The 22098-nt window shown below is 31.9% G+C and carries 16 protein-coding genes; 7 read left to right on the forward strand and 9 right to left on the reverse strand.

The annotated features are described in order from the left end of the window. The first annotated feature begins 76 nt into the window (after positions 1-76). Positions 77-508, forward strand: a complete 432-nt coding sequence (locus INR78_RS06705) for a dCMP deaminase family protein (protein ID WP_027879546.1) — start codon at positions 77-79, stop codon at positions 506-508. Then, positions 508-2103, forward strand: coding sequence for a S41 family peptidase (locus INR78_RS06710; RefSeq protein WP_223077990.1), 1596 nt, complete (start codon positions 508-510; stop codon positions 2101-2103). The genes INR78_RS06705 and INR78_RS06710 overlap by 1 nt, the downstream gene beginning before the upstream one ends. Before the next feature lie 24 nt (positions 2104-2127). Here INR78_RS06710 and INR78_RS06715 read toward each other — a convergent pair whose 3' ends face one another. Genes INR78_RS06715 through INR78_RS06725 form a run of 3 tightly spaced genes read right to left on the reverse strand, consistent with a single transcriptional unit; the run spans position 2128 to position 3567 of the window. Next, the gene (locus INR78_RS06715) at positions 2128-2730 is read right to left on the reverse strand and encodes an FAD-dependent oxidoreductase (protein WP_223077991.1); all 603 of its coding nucleotides are present in this window, start codon (positions 2728-2730) and stop codon (positions 2128-2130) included. A 1-nt stretch (position 2731) separates the two neighbouring features. Then, positions 2732-2932, reverse strand: coding sequence for a hypothetical protein (locus INR78_RS06720; protein ID WP_106677321.1), 201 nt, complete (start codon positions 2930-2932; stop codon positions 2732-2734). Between the two features lie 53 nt (positions 2933-2985). Next, on the reverse strand, positions 2986-3567 hold the full coding sequence (locus INR78_RS06725; protein WP_027879542.1) for a MarC family protein: 582 nt from the start codon (positions 3565-3567) through the stop codon (positions 2986-2988). A 129-nt stretch (positions 3568-3696) separates the two neighbouring features. Here INR78_RS06725 and INR78_RS06730 point away from each other — a divergent pair, with 129 nt between their 5' ends. After that, positions 3697-4263 carry a DUF3109 family protein gene (locus INR78_RS06730; protein ID WP_223077992.1) on the forward strand — a complete coding sequence of 189 codons (567 nt, stop codon included), beginning with the start codon at positions 3697-3699 and terminating at the stop codon, positions 4261-4263. A 78-nt stretch (positions 4264-4341) separates the two neighbouring features. On the opposite strand, the gene INR78_RS06735 is transcribed toward INR78_RS06730, so the two are convergent. The 3 genes from INR78_RS06735 to INR78_RS06745 form a co-directional block, all read right to left on the reverse strand. Further along, on the reverse strand, positions 4342-5217 hold the full coding sequence (locus INR78_RS06735) for an OmpA family protein (RefSeq protein ID WP_223077993.1): 876 nt from the start codon (positions 5215-5217) through the stop codon (positions 4342-4344). A gap of 143 nt (positions 5218-5360) precedes the next feature. Further along, positions 5361-7664 (reverse strand): inorganic phosphate transporter, encoded by a 2304-nt coding sequence (locus INR78_RS06740; RefSeq protein WP_223077994.1) that lies wholly within the window; start codon positions 7662-7664, stop codon positions 5361-5363. Positions 7665-7736: 72 nt separating this feature from the next. After that, a complete protein-coding gene (locus tag INR78_RS06745; protein ID WP_223077995.1) occupies positions 7737-8939 on the reverse strand; it encodes a porin in 1203 nt (400 codons plus the stop codon). Positions 8940-9322: 383 nt separating this feature from the next. Between INR78_RS06745 and INR78_RS06750 the strand changes: the two genes are divergently transcribed. Beyond that, complete coding sequence (locus INR78_RS06750; protein WP_223077996.1) at positions 9323-9679, forward strand: nicotinic acid mononucleotide adenyltransferase; 357 nt, start codon at positions 9323-9325, stop codon at positions 9677-9679. Positions 9680-9752: 73 nt separating this feature from the next. Here the strand turns inward: INR78_RS06750 and INR78_RS06755 are convergent, their stop codons facing one another. After that, a complete protein-coding gene (locus tag INR78_RS06755) occupies positions 9753-12596 on the reverse strand; it encodes a TonB-dependent receptor (RefSeq protein WP_223077997.1) in 2844 nt (947 codons plus the stop codon). 73 nt (positions 12597-12669) lie between these two features. Then, entirely contained in the window at positions 12670-13938 is a 1269-nt protein-coding gene (locus INR78_RS06760) for a hypothetical protein (RefSeq protein WP_223077998.1), read from the reverse strand. A 223-nt stretch (positions 13939-14161) separates the two neighbouring features. On the opposite strand from INR78_RS06760, the gene INR78_RS06765 reads away from it, so the two are divergent. Genes INR78_RS06765 through INR78_RS06775 form a run of 3 tightly spaced genes read left to right on the forward strand, consistent with a single transcriptional unit; the run spans position 14162 to position 20248 of the window. Continuing rightward, positions 14162-15502, forward strand: a complete 1341-nt coding sequence (locus INR78_RS06765; protein WP_106677335.1) for a deoxyguanosinetriphosphate triphosphohydrolase — start codon at positions 14162-14164, stop codon at positions 15500-15502. Between the two features lie 44 nt (positions 15503-15546). Next, positions 15547-19518 carry a thrombospondin type 3 repeat-containing protein gene (locus INR78_RS13685; protein WP_223077999.1) on the forward strand — a complete coding sequence of 1324 codons (3972 nt, stop codon included), beginning with the start codon at positions 15547-15549 and terminating at the stop codon, positions 19516-19518. Between the two features lie 4 nt (positions 19519-19522). Next, entirely contained in the window at positions 19523-20248 is a 726-nt protein-coding gene (locus INR78_RS06775; protein WP_223078000.1) for a fibronectin type III domain-containing protein, read from the forward strand. A gap of 31 nt (positions 20249-20279) precedes the next feature. Here the strand turns inward: INR78_RS06775 and dxs are convergent, their stop codons facing one another. Beyond that, positions 20280-22058: a 1-deoxy-D-xylulose-5-phosphate synthase gene (gene dxs / locus INR78_RS06780; RefSeq protein WP_255593138.1), complete on the reverse strand. Its 1779-nt coding sequence runs from the start codon at positions 22056-22058 to the stop codon at positions 20280-20282. Between the last annotated feature and the right edge of the window lie 40 nt (positions 22059-22098).

Consider the following 22098-nt stretch of genomic DNA (forward strand, 5'->3'; position numbering starts at 1 on the left):
TAACCTTATATCTTCGTTATAGGTTTGGGTTAGGTTTTTTGTTTGTCTACCTAAACATCCGACAAAAACTAACTACATGTCCAAAAAAAAACAATTAAAATACGATAAGGCGTATTTGCGTATAGCTAAAGAATGGGGGAAATTATCTTACTGTAAACGTAAACAAGTTGGCGCAGTTATTGTAAAAGATAGAATGATAATCTCTGATGGTTATAACGGAACACCGACAGGTTTCGAAAATTTTTGCGAAGATGAAGAAGGTTACACCAAATGGTATGTTTTACATGCCGAAGCTAACGCAATATTAAAAGTAGCCTCATCAACACAATCCTGTAAAGGAGCAACATTATATATAACACTATCACCGTGTAAAGAGTGTAGTAAGCTAATACACCAAGCAGGTATAATACGCGTAGTATATAATCAAGGATATAAAGACGATTCTGGTATAAAATTTTTAACCAAAGCAGGTATACAAGTAGAACATATAGAACAATTAGAAGAATAATGTCAAAACTTAAAGTTTACATACCATTTATAATAGGACTAGCAGTAGCAGCAGGCATATTTATTGGTGGTAATTTAGACTTTGGAGACACATCAGATAAACTATTTACATCAAACAGTAAAAAAGACAAGTTAAATAGACTAATTGATTATATAGATTACGAATACGTAGAAGATGTCAATACAGATAGTATAGTAGACGTTACCGTAAACGGAATATTAGATAACTTAGATCCACATTCGGTTTATATTCCTAAAGAAAAAATGAAACGTTCTGCCGAAAACATGAAAGGGAATTTTGTGGGTATTGGTATTAATTTTTACACATTTAAAGACACAATAACAGTAATAAAAACTGTTGAAAACGGTCCAAGTGATAAAGCAGGAATAAAAGGTGGCGACCGTATACTAGAAGCAAACGGAAAATCTCTTTTAGGCGAAACAAATGATAGTTTAGTAGAAACTTTACGAGGTAAGCGCTATTCTGAAGTCAAGTTAAAAGTCTACAGAAAAGGCGAACCCAAACTTTTAACCTTTAACGTAACAAGAGATGTTGTGCCAATAAAAAGTGTAGATGCAGCATACATGTTAACCGAAGATTTAGGTTACATAAAAATTAATCGTTTTGCAGAAAGCACATACAAAGAATTTAAAAAAGCATTAAAACGTTTAAAAAAAGAAGGTGCAAATAGTCTAGTTTTAGACTTAAGAGAAAATCCTGGAGGATTTTTAGAAATAGCTGTGAATATTGTTGACGAATTTTTAGAGGACAATAAACTTATTGTTTATACAAAAAACAAAAAAGGAGATATAGAAAAAAGCTACTCAACATCTAAAGGAGATTTTGAAACTGGTGAACTTTTTGTAATGATAGACGAAAATTCAGCATCAGCTTCAGAGATTATTGCAGGCGCTTTACAAGATAACGATAAAGGTACAATTGTAGGAAGACGATCTTATGGAAAAGGTTTAGTCCAACGCGAAATGCAATTAGGAGATGGTAGCGCAGTACGCTTAACAGTATCTAAATATTATACACCAACAGGACGATCTATACAAAGGTCTTACGCTAATGGTAATACAGATTACTATGATGATTATTCGTACAGAATGAAAAGTGGTGAGCTAATTGACGAATCTAAAATTGAAGTAGCAGACTCATTAAAATATACAACACCAAAAGGAAAAGTAGTGTATGGTGGTGGCGGAATTATACCAGATGTTTTTGTGCCTTTAAACAGAAAAATGGAAAACGAAACACTTAGCTTTTTAGAAAGAAAAGGTTTTTTTAATAATTTCATTTTTGAAGAAATAGAAAAAGACCGCAATTATTACTCTTCTATATCAAGACAAGATTTTTTTGATAATTATTTAGTAGAAGATAATATGATTAAAGATTTTGAAGAGTATTTGAAAATTAAAACAAGATCTAACATTGTTTTTGTAGCCTATAGAGAAGAAGTTAAACATTACCTAAAAGCTACAATAGCAGAACAGCTATATGGTTTTGGTGCTTACCATAAAATACTTAATAAACACGATGATATGATTGATAAGGTCATCCAATTACATCAGAAAGTAGAAGTTGAAGAGTAATCTTTTCTGTAAAACTAAAATCACCTACGCCTTATCATGCACTTTAGTGTGCTTACCATTATTCCAAATTGTTAAAATATCTGTAGCAACATGCGCACCGCTTCCAGATGCAATTGCAAATTGACTACGCCAACCAGCTAATGTACCTGCTACATATAGGTTTTTTTTAACTAAATGATCTTTGTTTTCTAACCAGATTCTATCTTTTTCAATAACAGCTCTAGGATGAGGTTTTATATAACTTTCAAGACCTTCAATGTCTAATAAATTAGTATATCCAACAGCAACTACTACACGTTTAGTGTCATAACTTTGTTTATTAGTGATTACAGTAAAGCCAAATCTAGTTTCTTCAATTTTTTTTACTTTTTCTTTTTCTATTTGCTCTACTTCTGGATATAAGTTAGCTAGCTGCTCTTTTCCATCTTTAAGAATATCATTACCTAATGTACCAGGTTGTAATCCTAATACGTTATTAAATAATGCAGTTTGTAAATGCGAAGCTTTTTGATGCATAATAATAGCAACATTTTTTCCTTCTGCAAAAGGTTTTTTTAATCCAGAACCTAATACCAATGCACAAGAAAGTCCAGCTGCGCCACCACCAATAATAATTGTATCTTTCATCTTAAAGTCCTTTACTTTTAGCTTCAATTTTTTTAGAAATACGTAAAATTTGAAGTAACATTATAGCGCACAAAGAGGCAATAATTGTAATTAGAGCAATTAAACTTTGTCCTTCTAGTAAAGCGTCAAGATTTAATTGTGTAGCGTTAAAAATAATTAATGCTACAGCTAATAATGTAAGAATATGTATAAAGATTTTCATTAGTTTAAAAGATGTATAAATGCTTTGTAAAAGTTTATACAAAAATACAATATTTAAGCCAATAAGATTTTAATGTTATCGGTAAATAGTTTTACAGCAATAGCTAATAATACTACACCAAAAACTTTTCTAATAATTTGTATACCGTTTTGACCTATTAGTCGCTCTATACGTCTTGATGTTTTTAAAACAATGTAAATAACTATAACATTTAAAACTACTGCCACAATTATGTTTTGGATACTATATTCTGCACGTAACGATAATAATGTTGTTAAACTTCCTGGTCCAGCAATAAGCGGAAACGCTAACGGAAAAACAGAAGCTGTCATTGGATTAGTTTCTTCATCTTTATAAAGGGTGATGCCTAAAATCATTTCTAAAGCAATAAAAAACAAAATAAATGCACCTGCAACAGCAAAAGAGTTAACATTAATACCAATTAGATTTAATATACTTTTACCTAAAAACAAAAATGCAATTAAAATAATACCAGCAATAATAGCTGCTTTTTCACTTTGAATATGACCAGCTTTTTTACGTAAATCTATAATAATAGGAATATTACCTACAATATCAATTACAGCAAAAAGGACCATAAATACGGTAAAGATTTCTTTAAAACTTAATGACATATTACTAGGGTTTAAATTTGGCGCAAAATTAGTTTTAATTCATTGAAATTCAAGCGAAATATTGATTTCTTTTTAAGGTCTTTTTTTTGAGACAAATAGCTCTATATTTGCAAAAAATATTAAATCAAAATGTTTCAGTTAGGAAAAACTATTGTTTCTGAAGATATTATTGAAAAGGACTTTGTCTGTAATCTATCGGCTTGTAAAGGTGCATGTTGTATAGATGGAGATGCTGGCGCACCATTGTCTAAAGAAGAAGCAGATATTCTTGAAGAAATCTACCCGAAGGTTAAACCTTTTTTACGTAAAGAAGGTATAGAAGCTATAGAAGCACAAGGGACATCTACAACAAACGACTGGGACGAAATTGAAACACCGTTAATTGATAATGCCGATTGTGCCTATGTTATTTTTGATGACAAAAAAACTGCGCTATGTGGTATTGAAGAGGCTTTTAATAAAGGTGAAATAAATTGGAAAAAACCAATATCTTGTCATTTATATCCAATACGAGTTAAAGATTATACAGAGTTTTCTGCAGTAAACTATGAACGATGGGATATTTGTGATGACGCTTGCTCACTAGGTAAAGAGCTACAAGTGCCAATTTATAAGTTTGTAAAAGACGCTTTAATAAGAAAGTTTGGAGAAGATTGGTATAGCGAGCTAGAAAAAGTAGCTAATAACATGAAGTAATGTGTTGTAAACACTATAAAACAAAAAAGAGTAGACATATGTCTACTCTTTTTTATTTTCAAATTATAGTTTTATAATTTACATATCGTTAGCTTCTAGCGTTTCACTAGAGGCCATTAGTGCAAAAAACTTATCAATATTTGGTAATATTACAATGCGTGTTCTACGGTTTCTTGCTCGGTTTTCTTTACTGTCGTTATCGGTTAGTGGTTGGTAACTGCTTCTTCCAGCTGCAATTAATTGCTCTGGCGGTACACCATAGTCTTTTTGTAATGCTCTAACAACAGAAGTTGCACGTAGCACACTTAAGTCCCAATTATCTTGTATTTTGTCTGTATTTATGGTTCTTGAGTCTGTATGACCTTCAATCATAACATTTAAGCTTGGCTCTGACTTAATTACATCTGCTACTTTTTTTAATACTTTATTGGCTTTGTTATTAATTCTATAGCTAGCTGTATTAAATAGCATTTTATCTGAAATTGAAATCATTACTACAGTTTCGTCAATATTTATTGATATGTCATCGCTTTCATCAATTTCACTTTCATCAACAAATTTTTTCAGGTTTAAAGATAAAGCTAAGTTCATAGAATCTTCAAGAGTAGTAACATACTTCATCACTTCTGGGTCTACCTTACTTAAGGTTTTACGCATGCCAATTTTTGATTGTTCTGAAATAACAGCTTTGTTACCAACTGCATCAAATTTTGTTTTGTTTTCTTCTGTAAGCTCTCCAACTTCTTCGGTAAGATTGTTAATTTTTAAGTTGTAGTTTTGCACTCTAGCTTCGATAATGGCAAACTTCTTTTCAAGTTCTTCTTTTTCTACTCTGGTTTTTGTTAGTTCACTTTTAATTTCGCCTTTTTCTTGTTCTAAGGCTAAATATTTCTTTTTTGAAACGCAAGCAGTTAAAAATATTGCGCTTAGTGCTACTAATGTTAGTTTTTTCATAAATAGTTTAAATTTTTGAGTTACTTTATTTACGCTGCCTAACACAGTATAGATGTTTAAATTTTGTTAAAGTGAAATTTTAAATATTAAAAAAGCCTCAATATTTTGAGGCTTTTTAGTTGATATTAGAGTAATAGAATTATTTATTCTTCTTCTTTTTCTATAAGTTTTGCTGGTGGAATTTTACTATCAAAAGACGTGTTGTACTCTTCTAATAAATTCATTGTAGCATTCAATAGATCTTTAGTTTCTAATAATAAACTAAAGTACAAAGTTGTATTTTTAGGAGAAGATTCTTCAGTACGAGTACGTTCTACTTGAGCAGAGATTTTTTCTTTAACTAAAGCATATAATTCTGTCTTTTCATTTAAAATTTGACCAATTTGTTCGAAAGAACCAGAATCAAATGCATTTTTGGTATCGTTAAACAAAACTTCTAGCTTTTCATCTACCTGCTTTAATTCTTTTATTTGATTGAATTTGAGTTTTTTATGATTGTTGTGTATGTGTTTATGACTGGCTTTAGAAATATATTCTAAAGACTGAGTCATATCTTGTAGGTAACTTAAAACATGAATATAAAAGTTACTAGCTCCAACACTAGATTCGTCTAGGTTTTTGATAAAATAAAAGATGTTGTCTCTTAAATCATCTACTTCATCAGATAATTTTTTGACTTGCTTTTTATTTTTCTTAAGCATTGATAAATCTTGAGTAGCCAAACCATTTATAGCATTGGTGTAGATTCTATTACCACGTTTTACAACATTTGCAATATTTTTTGCACTTTCGTGAATAACACCTTGTATAGAGCTACTTTCAGCTTTTGTTAGACTATCTTCAGCTTTTGTTACTTTTAACTTTTTATTATGAGCCATAGAGCTTCTAATTAACAAAGCAAATGCTGCTAAAAGTAGAATAGGAAACATTACATTAACATTTAAGTTAAGTAAATAAGCTACCAACGCAGCCGCTAAAAAAGCACTAATAGCTGTGAAAAACCAACCACCAATTACGTTGATTACTCCAGCAACTCTATATACTGCACTTTCTGCGCCCCATGCACGATCTGCTAAAGACGTACCCATTGCTACCATAAATGTTACATAAGTTGTAGATAGAGGTAATTTATATGAAGTAGCTATAGATATTAATACTGCTGCTACCATCAAATTAACAGCTGCACGAACTAAATCAAATGCAGGTAATTCTACTTCTTTATTTTTAGGGATATTTAGTTTTGGTGCTTCAAATTGCTTGTCTATTTTTTGTTGCCAAGATTCTGGTAGAATATAAGATGACATTTGAGACATTAACATTGCAGATCTTACAAAACTACGTGATAAAAAGTTAGGCTGAAAACGCTCTTTTGTATTGCTTTGACTAGATAAGTCTAATGATGTTTTTACAACATTTTTAGCTTTTGTAGAAAACCATAATGTTAATACCATTACCATTCCTGCAGCTAATAATAACCAGTTATTTGTAGGAACCTTTTCTGCTAAAATTTCCATAGAAAAACTAGACGCAGCATCGCCAGAAGCCATCCAAGCATCATATGCATTGTAAGCCGCCATAGGAACACCAATAAAGTTAACCAAGTCATTACCAGCAAAAGCTAAAGCTAGAGCAAATGTACCTACAACTATAATAAGTTTATAAATGTTAGTTTTAAAAGCTGAAATAAGTACAAATGATAATATTGACCAAAATGTTAAACTAACAGCAACTATTGATAGTACTTGATTTTCTAAAAAGTCTTTCATAGTTGCGCCACCTAAAATATCAAAAGATTCTTTGGCGTAAGAAGTTCCTTTTAATCCTTTCATGAAAATGAAGTAGGTAATCGCTGTTAATGCAATACCGCCAAACAATGCACCAACCCAGTTTGCTTTCTTTTCAAAATTGTAAGAAAGAAGTAGTCTTGAAACCCATTGTACAAATGCGCCGACCGAAAAAGCTACTACCACCGAGAGCAAAATACCAAATATGATTTGAGATGCTTTAGAAGTATTAATATACCTAATTACTTCACCAAAATCACCACTATTATGTCCTATCTTAATTAAAGCTACAGCAACTGCAGCTCCAAGTAATTCAAATACAATAGATACAGTTGTTGAGGTAGGCATACCAACAGAATTAAAAAAGTCTAGTAGCAAGATATCTGTAATCATAACTGCCATAAAGATGATCATAATCTCATCAAACATAAATTGACTTGGATTAAAAATACCTTTTCTGGCAACTTCCATCATTCCGCTAGAAAAAACAGCACCAACAGCAACACCAAGACTGGCTACTATCATTATAGTTTTAAAAGAAATGGCTTTAGAACCTATAGCTGAATTTAAAAAGTTAACAGCGTCATTACTAACTCCAACGACAAGATCTGCAATAGCTAGTATAGCTAAAGCTATAATCATGTATAAATATATGTTTTCCATAGTTTGTTAAATAAGTGTGCAAATATCTTAAGTGACATTGAGTATTATGTTATCTCAATGTTATTTTTTTTGTTAAAAATGAATATCAAAACCAAGCCTAAAGGTAATATTATCTTGCTTATTATCTAAGGTAGAATAACTAAAATCACTTTGTACTTTTAATTTATGACCAACAATAAATTTATTAACACCTAAGGTGTATTGATTTCTAGGGAGCTTTTCGGTAACGGCTTCATAATCTAAAGTTGTATACCTTCCAACAACTTCATAATTATTTTTAAATAAATAACCTGCTTGAAGGTTTAAAGCATGACCTGTAAGTACAATGTCTCCTGTTGGTGTTACTCCATCTGTGTCAATTGCAATTGGTTGGTCTGCAGTTCTTTTTGCGTATTCGCCCATAAAGGAAAGTCCGTTGTATTTAAACATGGCATCTGCAAAAACAGTTGTAATATCTGTTTTGTAAAGTGAGCCATCACTTTTAAACATATACGATCCTAAAACACTTCTATCTTTAACAGCGTCTTGATTTAAATTATACGTAAAGCCAACCATTAATTTAGGTTTTTGTTCTCTTTTTAAATCAGATTGAAAATAATCTCCTTTAGACTTAAAGGTGCCGAAAGGTAAAAACTCAAGTCTTGCTGTATATTGTAAACCACCTTCGTTTCCTTCTGTGACATTACGACCTTCTCCTTGCGATAAAGCAAATTTTTCACGCATTAAAAAATTACCACCTAAATTAGTTTTATGACGTAATTGAATACCCATATCACGATCTATATTAAATCTACTATTTAATAAAGAACGATCTATAAGCTGTAGGTTTGCGGAAGATACTACACGCTCTACGTTACCTGGTAATTTTGTTTGTCCAGCCCAAAGTTCCCAGTTTTTAGCAAAATTCCACATAATTACCGCATCAAGAATGTACCTTGGAGTATTACGGTTAAATTGGTTAGCACCAGATATATCTCTGTTAGATAATCCTAACTCGATTTTGTATTTAAGTTTTGGGCTGTAAGCAAATCCATCAAATTTAAGTCTTGCTCTACGAACTATAAAGTTGTATTCTGTATTTTCGTATTTATCACCATTATAGTCCCAAGAAGAGTTATATCTAACCTGAAAACGAGGAGCAAATTTTATACTAAATGAGCTGTCTTTTGCAGTAAAATTAATTAACCCTTTACCAAAAGATGTATCACTAATTTCTTGTGCATTAGTATAGGAAAAAACACCTATAATTAATGCTAGGGTAAATTTTAGTTTCAAAATTATTAGTTTTTGTCGCTACAAATAACCAACTCTAATGTTAACTAAATGTTTACAAATGATTAAGTTTTAAGAAAAAAGACTGCTTTGGCCAAAAGCAGTCTCGTTAGAAATCATGATAATGTAGTCGACAAAAACTAATAGATTATATGAAATACTAATTGATTTGTCTTAAGACATTACAAATATCATCCTTAGAGGTAATGTTATTGTAACGTGTATATTAACTTATTATTAATTTGCTAGACGAATCTTAAGTGGTTGTTTTGCAGATTTTTATGTTTTTAATGTTAAATTAATGTTATGTAAATGTCTCTAAATTGTAAAAAATAAACTATATTTGTTATGTAAACATTAATAATAATCTTATAAAAATATATACTATGAAAAATTTAATTTTGGCTTTTGCGGTATTAATTTCAGGGTTTGTTTCAGCTCAAGAAGTCAATAAGCCAACCATAGAGAAAAAAGGAGATTTAATCCAAGCAACATACTATCATGATAATGGGACTATTGCTCAGCAAGGTTTTTTTAATAAGCAAAACAAGCTTGTAGGAACTTGGCTTAAATTTGATAATGAAGGTAACAAATTAGCTGTTGGTAAATATGAAGATGGTAAAAAAGTTGGAAAATGGTTATTTTGGATTGAAGATACTTTACAAGAAGTAGATTATAATAACAATGTTATTGTAAATGTTACAGAATGGAAGAGTAAAAAAGATATTGCAATTAGAGATTAATTATACAAATACTTATTTATAAAAAAGGCTTTACAAAAATGTAAAGCCTTTTTTATTGAAAAAATTATTTTATTTAAAACTTATAAGAATACCCTAGAGATATTTCTGTACCAGGATCTCTTAATGAAAATGTTTGATTGTCTGTGTTAAAAGACTCGTAATCACTTTCTCTCTTATCACCAAGTAAATTTGTGATTTTTAAATCTATTGAAGATTTTTTACTTGCTCCAAACTCTTTGTTTAATGTAAGGTTTAAACTATTAAAAGGTTGTGTATAAACATCTGGTACTATACCGGTACCTACTACTTCTAAAGCTTTACCTTGTACGTTGTAAAATAACCCAGATCTTAAACCTATACTATCATTAGAGTAGTCAAAACCTATATTTAGTAAGAAAGGAGATTGACCTTGTAATTGACGTTTTCTGTCAATAGTCTGTCCATCTCTAGCTGCTAATTGACGTCTGATAAATTCAGTTTCAGCCATTTCTAATTCAGATTCGATGATAGAAGCGTTAGCTTTAAACTTTAGGTTTCTTAATCCTTCAGAAATAAACCCTAAATTTTGTCTAAGTTCTAATTCTAAACCATAAACTTTAGCATTACCTAAGTTTGCAACTGTTAATTGATCTGGTGAAAATGGAAAAAAGACACTTTCTATAGGGTCTTTAAAGTCTTTGTAAAAACCACTTATCGCAATCATTTGTCCTTGTTCTCTAAACCACTCATATCTTACATCAAAATTGCTTACATAAGAAGGTTTAACAGCATCATAAAATTCGTTACCAAAACCATTACCAATAAAGGTTCTATTAGTAATTGGGTCAAAAATTTGAATATTAGAAGCTTCTTTAAATGAAGGTCTTGCGGTTGTTCTAGAGTAGGATGCTCTTAAATTAGTATTATCTGTAAGTGCATAGATTAAGTTAGCAGAAGGAAATAAATCAAATTCATCTAAGATTTTTTCTCCATCAAAAATTTCATCACCAGCTTGATTTTGTCCTGTGTAAAATGTTTTGTATAATTCTGTTCTTAATCCAACAATAGCTTTTAATTTTTCAGACACATTAAACTCATTAGAGGCGTATAAAGCTCCTATGTTTTGTTCTCCTTCATAAGAGTTAGCAGGTTGAAATGCTTGTCCAAAATTTAAGAATGTTCCAGATTGATTTGATGTTGTCCAAAGGTTTTCTTCAGCTAATAAATTGTCTGCATTACCATCTTCTACATTTAAAGTTGTAGAAGTAAATAAATATTGGTCAGTGCTAAAGTCTCTGTATTTAAAGCTGTATGCTCCACCAAATTTAAGTTTAGCGGCTTTATCAAATAACTTGTATTTGTTGACTAAGTCTATTTTTCCATTCCAAGCTTCTTCTTGTAAAGTTCTCCATATTCTAATAGGGAAACTTGAAGTACTTGGGCTTATAGAAAAATTACCATTTTGGTTTTGTTCTAATGGAGTAATTCTGTGGTCTTTATCTAATACTTTTGTAAAAGTTGGAGAAAATTTCCAGTTTAAATCTAAGTTATCTGTAAGCTTGTGATCACCATTTATTAGTACATTAGTAATTGATCTTTCTGTGTATAATAAAGCGTCTTTTTGTATGTTTTCAAAACCTGCATTACCACCACCTTGAGCTAATTTTTGAAGGAAGAAACCTGCAGATGACTCTCCGTTTTGAATGTGTAAAACGTTTGCTTTAAACTTAGAGTTATCTGTTTTAAAAACAAGACCTGCTAAACCATTAAGAACAATAGAGTTGATACCTTCATCTCCGTTTGTTAATCTAGTAGCTAATAAATTGTTGTTGTTAGAATTGTTTTCGTCTTTGGTGTAGTTTCCATCAATTCTATCTCCGTAAAAGGTTGTATTGTTTTTATAAGATAATGAAGCAATGTAGCCTATTTTGTTTTTACCTAAATCATGTTGGTTTCCTGCGGTAAATCCAAAATCGAAATTCATGCCGCTTGTTTCATTTTTAGCAGCTAATTCGCTATCAAAACGTCTTGTTAATGTTGTTAGTACTGTACTATTGTTAAAAGTACCAGGTATAGGCTGATATCTATTTATTGGTAGATTTCTTTTTCCTGAGTCATATCCTAAGAAGTCGCTTTTACTTCCGTTATAAGTCAAATAATCATCATTAAAATGCATTGCTGAGTTATAACCAGCTCCAGCAGAAATTGAGTATTCTGCTTTAGAAGGAAAATCTTTTGTGATGATGTCTACAACACCACCTGTAAAGTCTGCAGGGTATTCTGCAGCTGCAGATTTTACAACAATTACATTGTCAATAATGTTTGTTGGGAATATATCCATTTGTATGGTGTTTCTGTCTGGATCTAAACCAGGAATATCCACGCCATTTAATATTGATTTAGTGTAACGATCTCCTAAACCACGAACATAAACATATTTACCACCTTGTATGGAAACACCTGGTACACTTTTTACAGCAGATGCAGCATTACTAGCTCCAGTTTTTTTTATGGTTTGAGCAGATAACCCATCCATAAGCATCACAGATTTTTTTTGTAAGTTAAGAACAGCGTTTTCTGAGTTTCTTTTAGATGATGAAGTTAAAACGACTTCTTCTAAGCTATTAGCAGGTCCTATGCTAACATCAACTATTACTTCTTCATTTGCTTTTACTGTAACATCTGTAATTTCTTTTGTTTCATAACCAACAAAAGAATATTGAATAGTATATGTTCCTTCAGGTAATTCTAATACATATTTACCGTCAAAATCAGTTGTAGTCCCTTTGGTAGATCCTTTTACTACAACATTTGCATAAGGTAGTACATCATTAAATTCAGAATCCATAACGGTACCGCTTAAAATACCTGTTTGAGCAAAAGAAAAACCAGTAAATATTAAAAAAAATAAAGTGGTTAATTGTTTGAATTGTTTCATTTTAATGTTTAAATAAAATAACAAGTGCTCATACCTTTAGATATGAGCAGTTGTTATTAGTTATAAGTCTTTTTTAGAATCCTAAGTTTCCTACTGCATTAGCGTAAGTCCAACTTAAGTCTGATGTTGTAGCTCCAACAGTTTGAGAGCCTTCAGTTACAGCAGTAGCTTCAGATCCAAAACCAGTAACAGTTACATTTTCTGCTTTGTTAACAAAAATGTTTTCTACATTAGTTACTGCTTCAGGTAAAACAATTTCCCAATTAGCAAATACTAAAGTACCGTTATTGTAGGTAGTTGCATCTGCGTCTGCATCTAGCTCTACATCAGAATCATCTTTAAATCCGTAAGCATAAATATTTTGTACTGTACCAGTAGCCCCTTTTCTAAAGTCAGCATACTCACCATTGTTAGTGTTTAAGTTACCAATGATAGTGGCATTTTGTAATAAGAAAGAACCAGGTGCAGATCCTTCAGGTCCATCAATTTCAAATGCGTGATCAGAAACATCTCCTAACGCTACTACAGCATTGTCGATAGTACCAGAATAAGCTTGGTCAATATCTAAACCGTCATCTCCTTGTCCCCAAACTAATAAGTTTGTTGCATTAACAGTTCCTCCAAAAAATTCTATTCCGTCATCTACATTAGCAACAACTTCTATATTGTCTAATACAGTACCAGTACCAACACCTCCAAGAGTTAAACCGTTAATTTCATTTCCTTCACCAATTAAGGCTCCACCGTGACGTATAGAAACGTATTGCATAACACCAGAACTATCTTCTGCATCATTACCTCCGTATAATCCAAAAGTATCATCAGCAGGAATACCTTCAATTTGTAATTCTTCAACGTCACCAGAAAAAGAACATGGTGCATTACCTAATAATAAAACTCCTCCCCAAAGACCTCTGTCGTTTATAGATAAATTTGTACCAGCAGTTTGACCTGGTTGAATGTTATCTGAAGTAGATGTAAAAATAATTGGTTCTGAAGGAGTACCAACAGCATTTATCATTCCTCCTCTAGCAACGATTAAAGCAGAAGCTAAAGATCCTGTTCCTGGAGACCCTTTTATTATTGTACCTTCTTGAATTGTTAAAGTAACACCAGCTTCTACAACTACTTTTTGGTTTAATCTGTAAATATTATCTTTTGTCCAAGTCTCGTCTTGTGTGATTAGACCTGTTTTGTTGATTACAACATCTTGTGGGTCAGTAGTTGATCCTCCACCATTTCCGTTGCCAACTTCGATAATTATTGGAGTGTCATCATCCTGGATACAAGATGTAAGACCCATAGACAATGATAAAATTGATAAGAATAATAATTTTTTCATGATATTGATTTTATGTGTGTTTTTTAGTTTTAAATATTCACCGCAAAGAAACTATCAAACTGTAAAGTCTAAGTTAACTAGGTATTAATAGTTAATCACTAAAAAGTTAGCTTAACGTTATGAGGTATATTGTTTATTTATTGCTAGAAAACGTTTAGTTAACATTAAAATGGAAAACATTTTACATGCCAATTACTTATATTGCAGCTCTAAAACTTATATAATGAATTGGGAACAATTACTATCCTTAAAGCGCTTTGGTGATACTAATAAACGACTAAGAAAAGAACAAGATGAAACTCGCTTAGGTTTTGAAGTGGATTATGATAGGGTTATATTTTCTTCAGAGTTTAGAAGTCTGCAAGATAAAACTCAAGTTATCCCATTGTCTCAGACAGATTTTATACACACACGTTTAACACATAGTTTAGAAGTAAGTGTTGTAGGACGCTCTTTAGGTAGAAAGGTTGGTCAAAAGATTTTAGAAAAACATCCACATTTACAAACCACTTTAGGATATCAAGCAAATGATTTTGGAGCAATTGTAGCTGCTGCTGCTTTGGCTCATGATATAGGTAATCCGCCATTTGGACATAGCGGAGAAAAAGCTATAGGAGAGTTTTTTATAAATGGTGAAGGAAAAAAATATCAATCAAAACTATCTGATAAAGAATACCAAGATTTATGTGATTTTGAAGGCAATGCTAACGGTTTTAAAATCGCGACACAAAGTAGGTCAGGCAGAGAAGGAGGATTAAGACTTAGTTACGCTACATTAGGTGCTTTTACAAAATACCCTAAAGAATCATTACCTAAAAAACCAACTAATCAGATATCAGATAAAAAGTATGGTTTTTTTCAAAGTGAAAAAAAAGCGTTTGTTGATGTAGCTGAAGAATTAGGTTTAATAAAAAAATCTGACGACCATTTAAGATACAATAGACATCCCTTAGCATTTTTGGTAGAAGCAGCAGATGATATTTGTTATACAATCATAGATTTTGAAGACGGTATAAATCTAGGTTTAATCGAAGAAGAGTTTGCTTTAGAGTATTTAATTAATCTAGTTAGAGACTCTATAAATACTAAAAAGTATGCTTTATTAACTAATACCCAAGATAGGGTAAGTTACTTAAGAGCTTTAGCTATTAATAGTCTTATAAACGAAGCTGTGCAAATATTTATGACTAATGAAGAAGATATTTTAAAAGGAGATTTCAATATTAGTTTATTAGATAAGAGTAAATATGAAGCTCAAATAAATGACATTATAAAGCTGAGTGTTGAGAAAATTTATCAATCAAAAGAAGTGTTAGAAAAAGAAATAGCAGGCTATCAAATAATAAATACGCTTCTAACAACTTACACTAAATCTATTCAGAGTAATTTTGAAGAAGGACCAACATCTAATTATGATAAATTAATTTTAAAGAGTTTGCCAGAAACACTTAGTAAAGAAGGAAGTATATATCAAAGACTTTTAAATATTTGTCATTATGTAGCTTCATTATCTGATAGTCAAGCCATTCTTCAATATAAAAAGATAAAAGGATTTACATTATAGAATATTTTATATTATTTTAGCAAAAAGATTAATTATTTATTATTATGAAAAAGAAATTACTAATAATTTTATTATTAGCCTTAGGAATATTTGCATTATATCAAAATTTCTCTGAAGATAATTCTGCTTTAAAACAAAACAATCAAGTTAGAAATATCCATTCAGAAAACTTAGAAAAAAGCCCATTTAAAAACACTTTAAAACTAAGTAAGTCAGAAAGAAAGGCTCAAGGTTTAACGCCAAATAAATTTTACGAGCAAGAATGGGAACTTACCATGAATCCTCTATTAGGACGACCAACACCAGAAAAATTACAACCATTAAGAGATAGCATAAATGCCGCTAGACTAAATACATTAGCTGCTGGAAGAGTGCCAGGTGATGCTATGAATAATGGATGGGTAGAAAGAGGACCAAACAATGTAGGAGGAAGAACAAGAGCTATAATGTTTGATCCAAACGATGCATCAAATGAAACTGTTTTTGCAGGAGGAGTTAGTGGTGGTTTATGGAAAAACACAAACATATCAAATCCAGAATCATCGTGGCAAAGAGTTAATGTACCAGAAAACTTAGCTGTATCTTGTATAACATACGATCCAAACAATAGTAATGTCTTTTACTTAGGAACAGGAGAATCTTATGTAGGAGGAGATGTTAACGGAAGTGGTGTTTGGAAATCTGATGATGCAGGAGCAACATGGACAAATGTTTTTGGAGGTATTACAGGTGATACATCATTTCAATCTGCATCTAATATTTCTGTTAATTCACCTTCAGATGTAGCAGGAGACTATTTGTCATACCCAACAACTGCTTTTGGACCAGAAATTACATCTGTAATATCAGCAAATATAGTTTTAGTAGATGATGGAACAGGATTACCAACAGAAGGATGTAGCGCATTAGTTAATGGTGCTCAAATATCGGGCAATATAGCTTTAATAAGAAGAGGTAACTGTAACTTTACTCAAAAAGTAAAAAATGCTCAAAATGCAGGAGCAGTAGGAGTTATTATGATGAATAATGTAGTAGGTCAACCTATCCCTATGGGAGGAGATGATAATACAATTACAATACCATCAGTAATGATTTCTAAAGCAGATGGAGATATACTAGAAGCTTCAATTCTTGCAGGTAGTACAATGACAGGTTCTTTAAATCCTGTGTCTAGTTCGTTTACAGGTAATTTGGTTCCTGGTATTCAGCATATTAATGATATTAAAGTAAGAGATAATAATGGTGTTTCTGAGGTTTATGTAGCTGCAGGAGATGGTTTTTACGGATCTGCTAACGCAACAACCTATCTTGGTGGACCAGAATTTGGACTATACAAATCAACAGATAACGGAAACTCGTGGTCACTAGTTTCTTTACAATCACTAGCAGGAGGCGTTCAGTATTGTCCAAATGATATAGAAATTGGAGCAGATAATAAAATTTGGGTTTCTACAATTGATAGTTATGTGTTTGGTGAAGGAGGCGGAACAATCTTATCATCTACAGACGGAAACTCTTTTAGTGTAGAAGAAGTCGTAGCAGATGCAGATAGAACTCAAATAGCAGTATCTTCATCAGACCCTAATAAAATCTATGTCCTAGCAGAAGGAACAACTGCTCCCGTTATAATGATTAAAACAGAAGACGGTTTTTCTTCAACTACTAATATGACTTTACCAAATGATGCAGATACTGGTATATCAGCAAATGACTTTACTAGAGGTCAAGCCTTTTACGACTTACTTTTAGAAGTAGATCCAGCAAATGACGATATAGTTTATGCAGGAGGAATAGATTTGTTTAAGTCGTTTAATAGTGGTACTTCTTGGTCTCAATTATCTCATTGGTATGGTGGTTTTGGCTATCAAGAAGTTCATGCAGATCAACATGCCTTAGTTTTTGGAAACAATAGTTCTAGTGTCATGTTAGTAGGAAATGATGGTGGAATTTACTATTCATCAAATGCAGGTGTAGTCTTAAGTCCAAGAGATAAAGATTTTAATACAAGTCAATTTTACACTGTCGGTGTAGCTCCAACAACAGCTTTTAACGGAGATTATTTTGCAGGAGGTTTACAAGATAATGGTACGCAATTGTTTCAAAATGCAAATTCAAATGGAGCGGATAGTTCTGTAGAGGCATATGGAGGTGATGGTGCTTACACATTTTTTGATCAAGGCGATGATAAGTATTTTATAAGAAATTACGTGTACAACTCAGGTATTAATTTATTTAATTTAGAAACTAATACTAACGTAACAATTAATAATGAAAACGCTTCTAACGGAGCTTTTATTAACCCACAAGCATTAGACTCTAATCTGGATATTTTATATTCAAATTATTCTAACAACCTTAGTACTGTAATAAGAAGATACTCAGGCATAAAATCTAGCTCAACTTTAACGTCTTCAGATTTAACAAATTCTGAATTTGATAGTACACCAACTGCTTTAACAGTTTCTCCTTTTACAACAACATCTTCAACCTTATTTGTAGGAACAGTTTTAGGAGATATTTTTAAAGTAGAAAATGCAGATGGTAGTAGTCCTACTTGGACAGAATTAGAACTTAATAATTTTATAGTAGGAAGTGTGTCTGATATTGAGTTAGGTAACAATGAAGATGAAATTTTTGTTACCATTCATAACTATGGAGTAGAAAATATCTGGTACACAAATGACGGAGGAGCTAACTGGCAGACTAAAGAAGGTAATCTTCCAGATTTACCAGTAAAGTCAATATTAAGAAATCCTTTAAATAATGAAGAAGTAATTATAGGTACAGAGTTAGGTGTTTGGTATACAACCAACTTTTCTGATGCTAATCCAACTTGGAATCCTGCATTTAACGGAATGTCAAATGTTAAAGTTTTAGATTTAGATTTAAGAGACGATAATATGGTTTTTGCTGCTACTTATGGTAGAGGTATATTTTCAGGACAGTTCTCTTTTGATCCAAATGGAGATGATGACAATGATGGTGTTGTTAATGGTGTAGATAACTGCCCAAGTGTTGCAAACGCAGATCAATCTGATGTTGATAATAACGGAATTGGAGATGTTTGTCAAGATACAGATCAAGACGGAATATTAGATATAAATGATAACTGTCCAACAATAGCTAATCCAGACCAATTAGATAGTGATAATGACGGAGTAGGAGATGTTTGTCAAGATTCAGATGGAGATGGTGTTGTAGACTCTATAGATAATTGTGTTGATACATCTAATCCAAATCAAGAAGACGTTAACAATAACGGGATAGGAGATATTTGTGATACTAGTTACGCAGCTCAAGATAACATTTCAATAGAAGTAGTTTCAGAAACATGCGAAGGACAAGATAACGGTAAGATAAATATTAATGTAAATGAAACATATGTAACTTATACGGTTACCGTTAATGGTCCAGGAACAAATATTTCAGAACAGTTAACAACAAACAACTTAACTATAGAAAACTTATCTGTAGGTGGACCATACACTGTATGTGTGTCTGTTAACGAATATGACCATGTTCAATGTTCCGAGGTTAGTGTTGAAGCTGCAGAAACAATAGAACTTGAGCTTATAGAACAAAATAATGGAGAAGATATTGAAGTTAATATGTACAGAGGTACAGCGCCTTACACAGTGACTTTAAATGGTGAAGTTATTTTAATTACAAGCCAAGACAATATAATATTAGAAAATTTAAAGTCTGGATTGTTAGAAATTAAGACAGCTCAAGCTTGCGAAGGTACATTTACTAAACAAATTAATATTATAGAATTTAAGGCTACACCAAACCCTGTTGTAGATAATTTAAAAGTTATACTGCCAAATGGTTTAGAGGCAAACGCTCTTCCTGTAAATGTTTATGATATAAATGGAAGAGTAGTTTATAGTAACTCTTTTGATGTTGCGAATAATAAAGAAATTTACATTCCTTTTCAATCGCTAAGAAGCGGAGTTTATTTTGTAAATATTCAGTCAGAAAAAGCACCAAAAACTATAAAAATCATAAAAAAATAATAAGATGAAAAAGAAATTATATAACATAATAACTGTATTATTTTTTAGTGTTGTAATTGCTTCTTGTGGAGGAAGTGATGGAGATGGTGGTGATGGAGGAGTAGCTCCTACTCCAGATACACCAAATACAGCACCAAGTGCAGTTAGTCAATTAATCTACCCAACATCAGATTTATTATGTATAGATAGTACTGTTAATTTTGAATGGGCAGCAGCTACAGATCCTGATGGTGATACAGTAAGTTATGAATTGAGAGTAGCGTTAGATAATAATATGACTAATTTAGTTGAACAAGTTACATCTACAACAACTACAAGAACATTAACTTTACAACCAGGTACAGCTTATTATTGGACAGTAACAGCAAAAGATGCAGAAGATTCAGCTAGTCCATCTCAGGTTTTTGCATTTTACACAGAAGGAGAAGGTGTTTCTAACTATGCACCATTCTTAGCAGATTTAGTAAGTCCTAATGAAGAAGATGCAGTTGTGTCTGGAACAACTTCTTTAAATTGGTCTGGAGCAGATGTAGATATAAACGATACATTAACTTATGATGTATATTTTGGTACATCTAACCCTCCAACAACAGCAGTTAGCACAGACTTAACAGCAGAAAACTTTGATGTAAGTACAGATCCAGGAACAACATATTACTGGCAAATAGATACTAAAGACAATTCTGGCACCAAAACGATAGGTGCTGTTTGGACATTTACAACAAATTAATTGTTCTTAAATTTAAAAAAAGCAGACCTAATCAGTCTGCTTTTTTTATGCTTTCAAATATAATTTTTAAACTTTCTGAATCAATTTCGTTGATTTTCTGTAGTTCTTCAGTTGTGCCATGTTCTATAAATTCATCTTTAATTCCTTTTGTAATAAAGTTGTTTTTATAGTTGTGATTTGCAGCAAATTCTAAAATAGCACTGCCAAATCCACCACAAACAGTTCCGTCTTCAACAGTAATAATTGTGCTGTGTTTTTTTAAGATTGAATGAAGTAAAGCCTCATCTAAAGGTTTTACAAAGCGCATATCGTAATGAGAAAAAGTTTCAGGGTTTTCAATACTGTTAAGTGCTTCAGTAACATTTTTTGAAATCGTTCCAATAGATAACACAGCAACTTCTTTACCTTCTTTTAATTGCTCGCCTTTACCAATTTCAATTTTAGAAAATGGTTGTTTCCAATCTACTGTAATACCTCTTCCTCTAGGATATCTTATTGCAATTGGGTGGTTTAGTCCTAATTGAGCAGTGTAAAGCATATTACGTAATTCAACCTCATTTCTTGGTGCAAAAATGATAAGATTTGGGATACAACGTAAATAGGCTAAATCAAATACACCATGATGTGTTGCGCCATCTTGTCCCACTAATCCTGCACGATCCAAACAAAAAATAACAGGTAAGTTTTGTGTAGCAACATCATGTATAACTTGATCATATGCGCGTTGCATAAATGTCGAATAAATATTACAAAACGGAATTAACCCTTGTGTAGCCATTCCTGCAGCCAAAGTAACTGCATGCTGCTCGGCAATACCAACATCAAAAGCACGGTCAGGAAATGCGTCCATCATATATTTTAAAGAGCTTCCGGTTGGCATAGCTGGTGTGATACCAACAATTTTTTGGTTTGTTTTAGCTAATTCTACTAAAGTATGACCAAAAACATCTTGGTATTTTGGTGGTTGAGGTTTAGTTTCGGTTTTTGTGATAAGCTCACCGGATTTTGCATCAAATTGTCCTGGAGCATGGTATTTTACTTGGTCAGCTTCGGCTTGTTTAAGACCTTTTCCTTTGGTGGTAATCACGTGAAGAAACTTAGGTCCTTTAACAGATTTTAATCGCTCAAGTTCGTTAATTAAAGCTGGTAAATCATGTCCGTCAATTGGTCCAGAATAGTCAAAATTTAAAGCTTCAAAAATATTATCTTGTTTTTGAGTGCCTTTTTTAACGTTGGTTAAATACTGTTTTAAAGCGCCAACACTTGGGTCAATTCCAATAGCATTATCGTTTAAAATAACTAGTAAATTAGCTTTACTTACTCCAGCATGATTTAAGCCTTCAAACGCCATACCGCTAGCTATAGAAGCATCTCCAATTACAGCAATATGTTGTGTGGTTAAATCACCTTTTATTCTTGAAGCAATTGCCATACCTAATGCTGCCGAAATGGATGTAGAAGAATGTCCAACGCCAAACGCATCATACTCACTTTCTTTACGCTTAGGAAATCCAGAAATACCATTTAATTGCCTATTGGTTTCAAAAATATCACGTCTTCCGGTTAAAATTTTATGTCCGTAAGCTTGATGACCAACATCCCAAATTAATTGGTCTGTTGGTGTGTTAAATACATAATGTAAAGCAATAGTAAGTTCTATTACGCCTAAGCTAGCACCAAGATGACCTTCTTTTGTGGCAACAATATTTATGATAAATTCACGCAATTCTTTAGCTAAAAGTAATAGCTGTTCTTGATTTAAGGTTTTTAAATCGTCTGGCGAATTTATATGTTGAAGTATTTTGCTCATTATACTACAAATGTAGTATCTTAAATTGTATTTTTACGCT

The organism is Mesoflavibacter sp. SCSIO 43206, assembly GCF_019904215.1.
GTDB classification, from domain to species: Bacteria; Bacteroidota; Bacteroidia; order Flavobacteriales; family Flavobacteriaceae; genus Mesoflavibacter; species Mesoflavibacter zeaxanthinifaciens.

Excerpts from the sequence above, each read along its gene's own strand:
- INR78_RS06705 (WP_027879546.1), top strand. The coding sequence starts at position 77 with ATGTCCAAAAAAAAACAATTAAAATACGATAAGGCGTATTTGCGTATA.
- INR78_RS06710 (WP_223077990.1), top strand. The coding sequence starts at position 508 with ATGTCAAAACTTAAAGTTTACATACCATTTATAATAGGACTAGCAGTA.
- INR78_RS06715 (WP_223077991.1), bottom strand. The coding sequence starts at position 2,730 with ATGAAAGATACAATTATTATTGGTGGTGGCGCAGCTGGACTTTCTTGT.
- INR78_RS06720 (WP_106677321.1), bottom strand. The coding sequence starts at position 2,932 with ATGAAAATCTTTATACATATTCTTACATTATTAGCTGTAGCATTAATT.
- INR78_RS06725 (WP_027879542.1), bottom strand. The coding sequence starts at position 3,567 with ATGTCATTAAGTTTTAAAGAAATCTTTACCGTATTTATGGTCCTTTTT.
- INR78_RS06730 (WP_223077992.1), top strand. The coding sequence starts at position 3,697 with ATGTTTCAGTTAGGAAAAACTATTGTTTCTGAAGATATTATTGAAAAG.
- INR78_RS06735 (WP_223077993.1), bottom strand. The coding sequence starts at position 5,217 with ATGAAAAAACTAACATTAGTAGCACTAAGCGCAATATTTTTAACTGCT.
- INR78_RS06740 (WP_223077994.1), bottom strand. The coding sequence starts at position 7,664 with ATGGAAAACATATATTTATACATGATTATAGCTTTAGCTATACTAGCT.
- INR78_RS06750 (WP_223077996.1), top strand. The coding sequence starts at position 9,323 with ATGAAAAATTTAATTTTGGCTTTTGCGGTATTAATTTCAGGGTTTGTT.
- INR78_RS06755 (WP_223077997.1), bottom strand. The coding sequence starts at position 12,596 with ATGAAACAATTCAAACAATTAACCACTTTATTTTTTTTAATATTTACT.
- INR78_RS06760 (WP_223077998.1), bottom strand. The coding sequence starts at position 13,938 with ATGAAAAAATTATTATTCTTATCAATTTTATCATTGTCTATGGGTCTT.
- INR78_RS06765 (WP_106677335.1), top strand. The coding sequence starts at position 14,162 with ATGAATTGGGAACAATTACTATCCTTAAAGCGCTTTGGTGATACTAAT.
- INR78_RS13685 (WP_223077999.1), top strand. The coding sequence starts at position 15,547 with ATGAAAAAGAAATTACTAATAATTTTATTATTAGCCTTAGGAATATTT.
- INR78_RS06775 (WP_223078000.1), top strand. The coding sequence starts at position 19,523 with ATGAAAAAGAAATTATATAACATAATAACTGTATTATTTTTTAGTGTT.
- dxs (WP_255593138.1), bottom strand. The coding sequence starts at position 22,058 with ATGAGCAAAATACTTCAACATATAAATTCGCCAGACGATTTAAAAACC.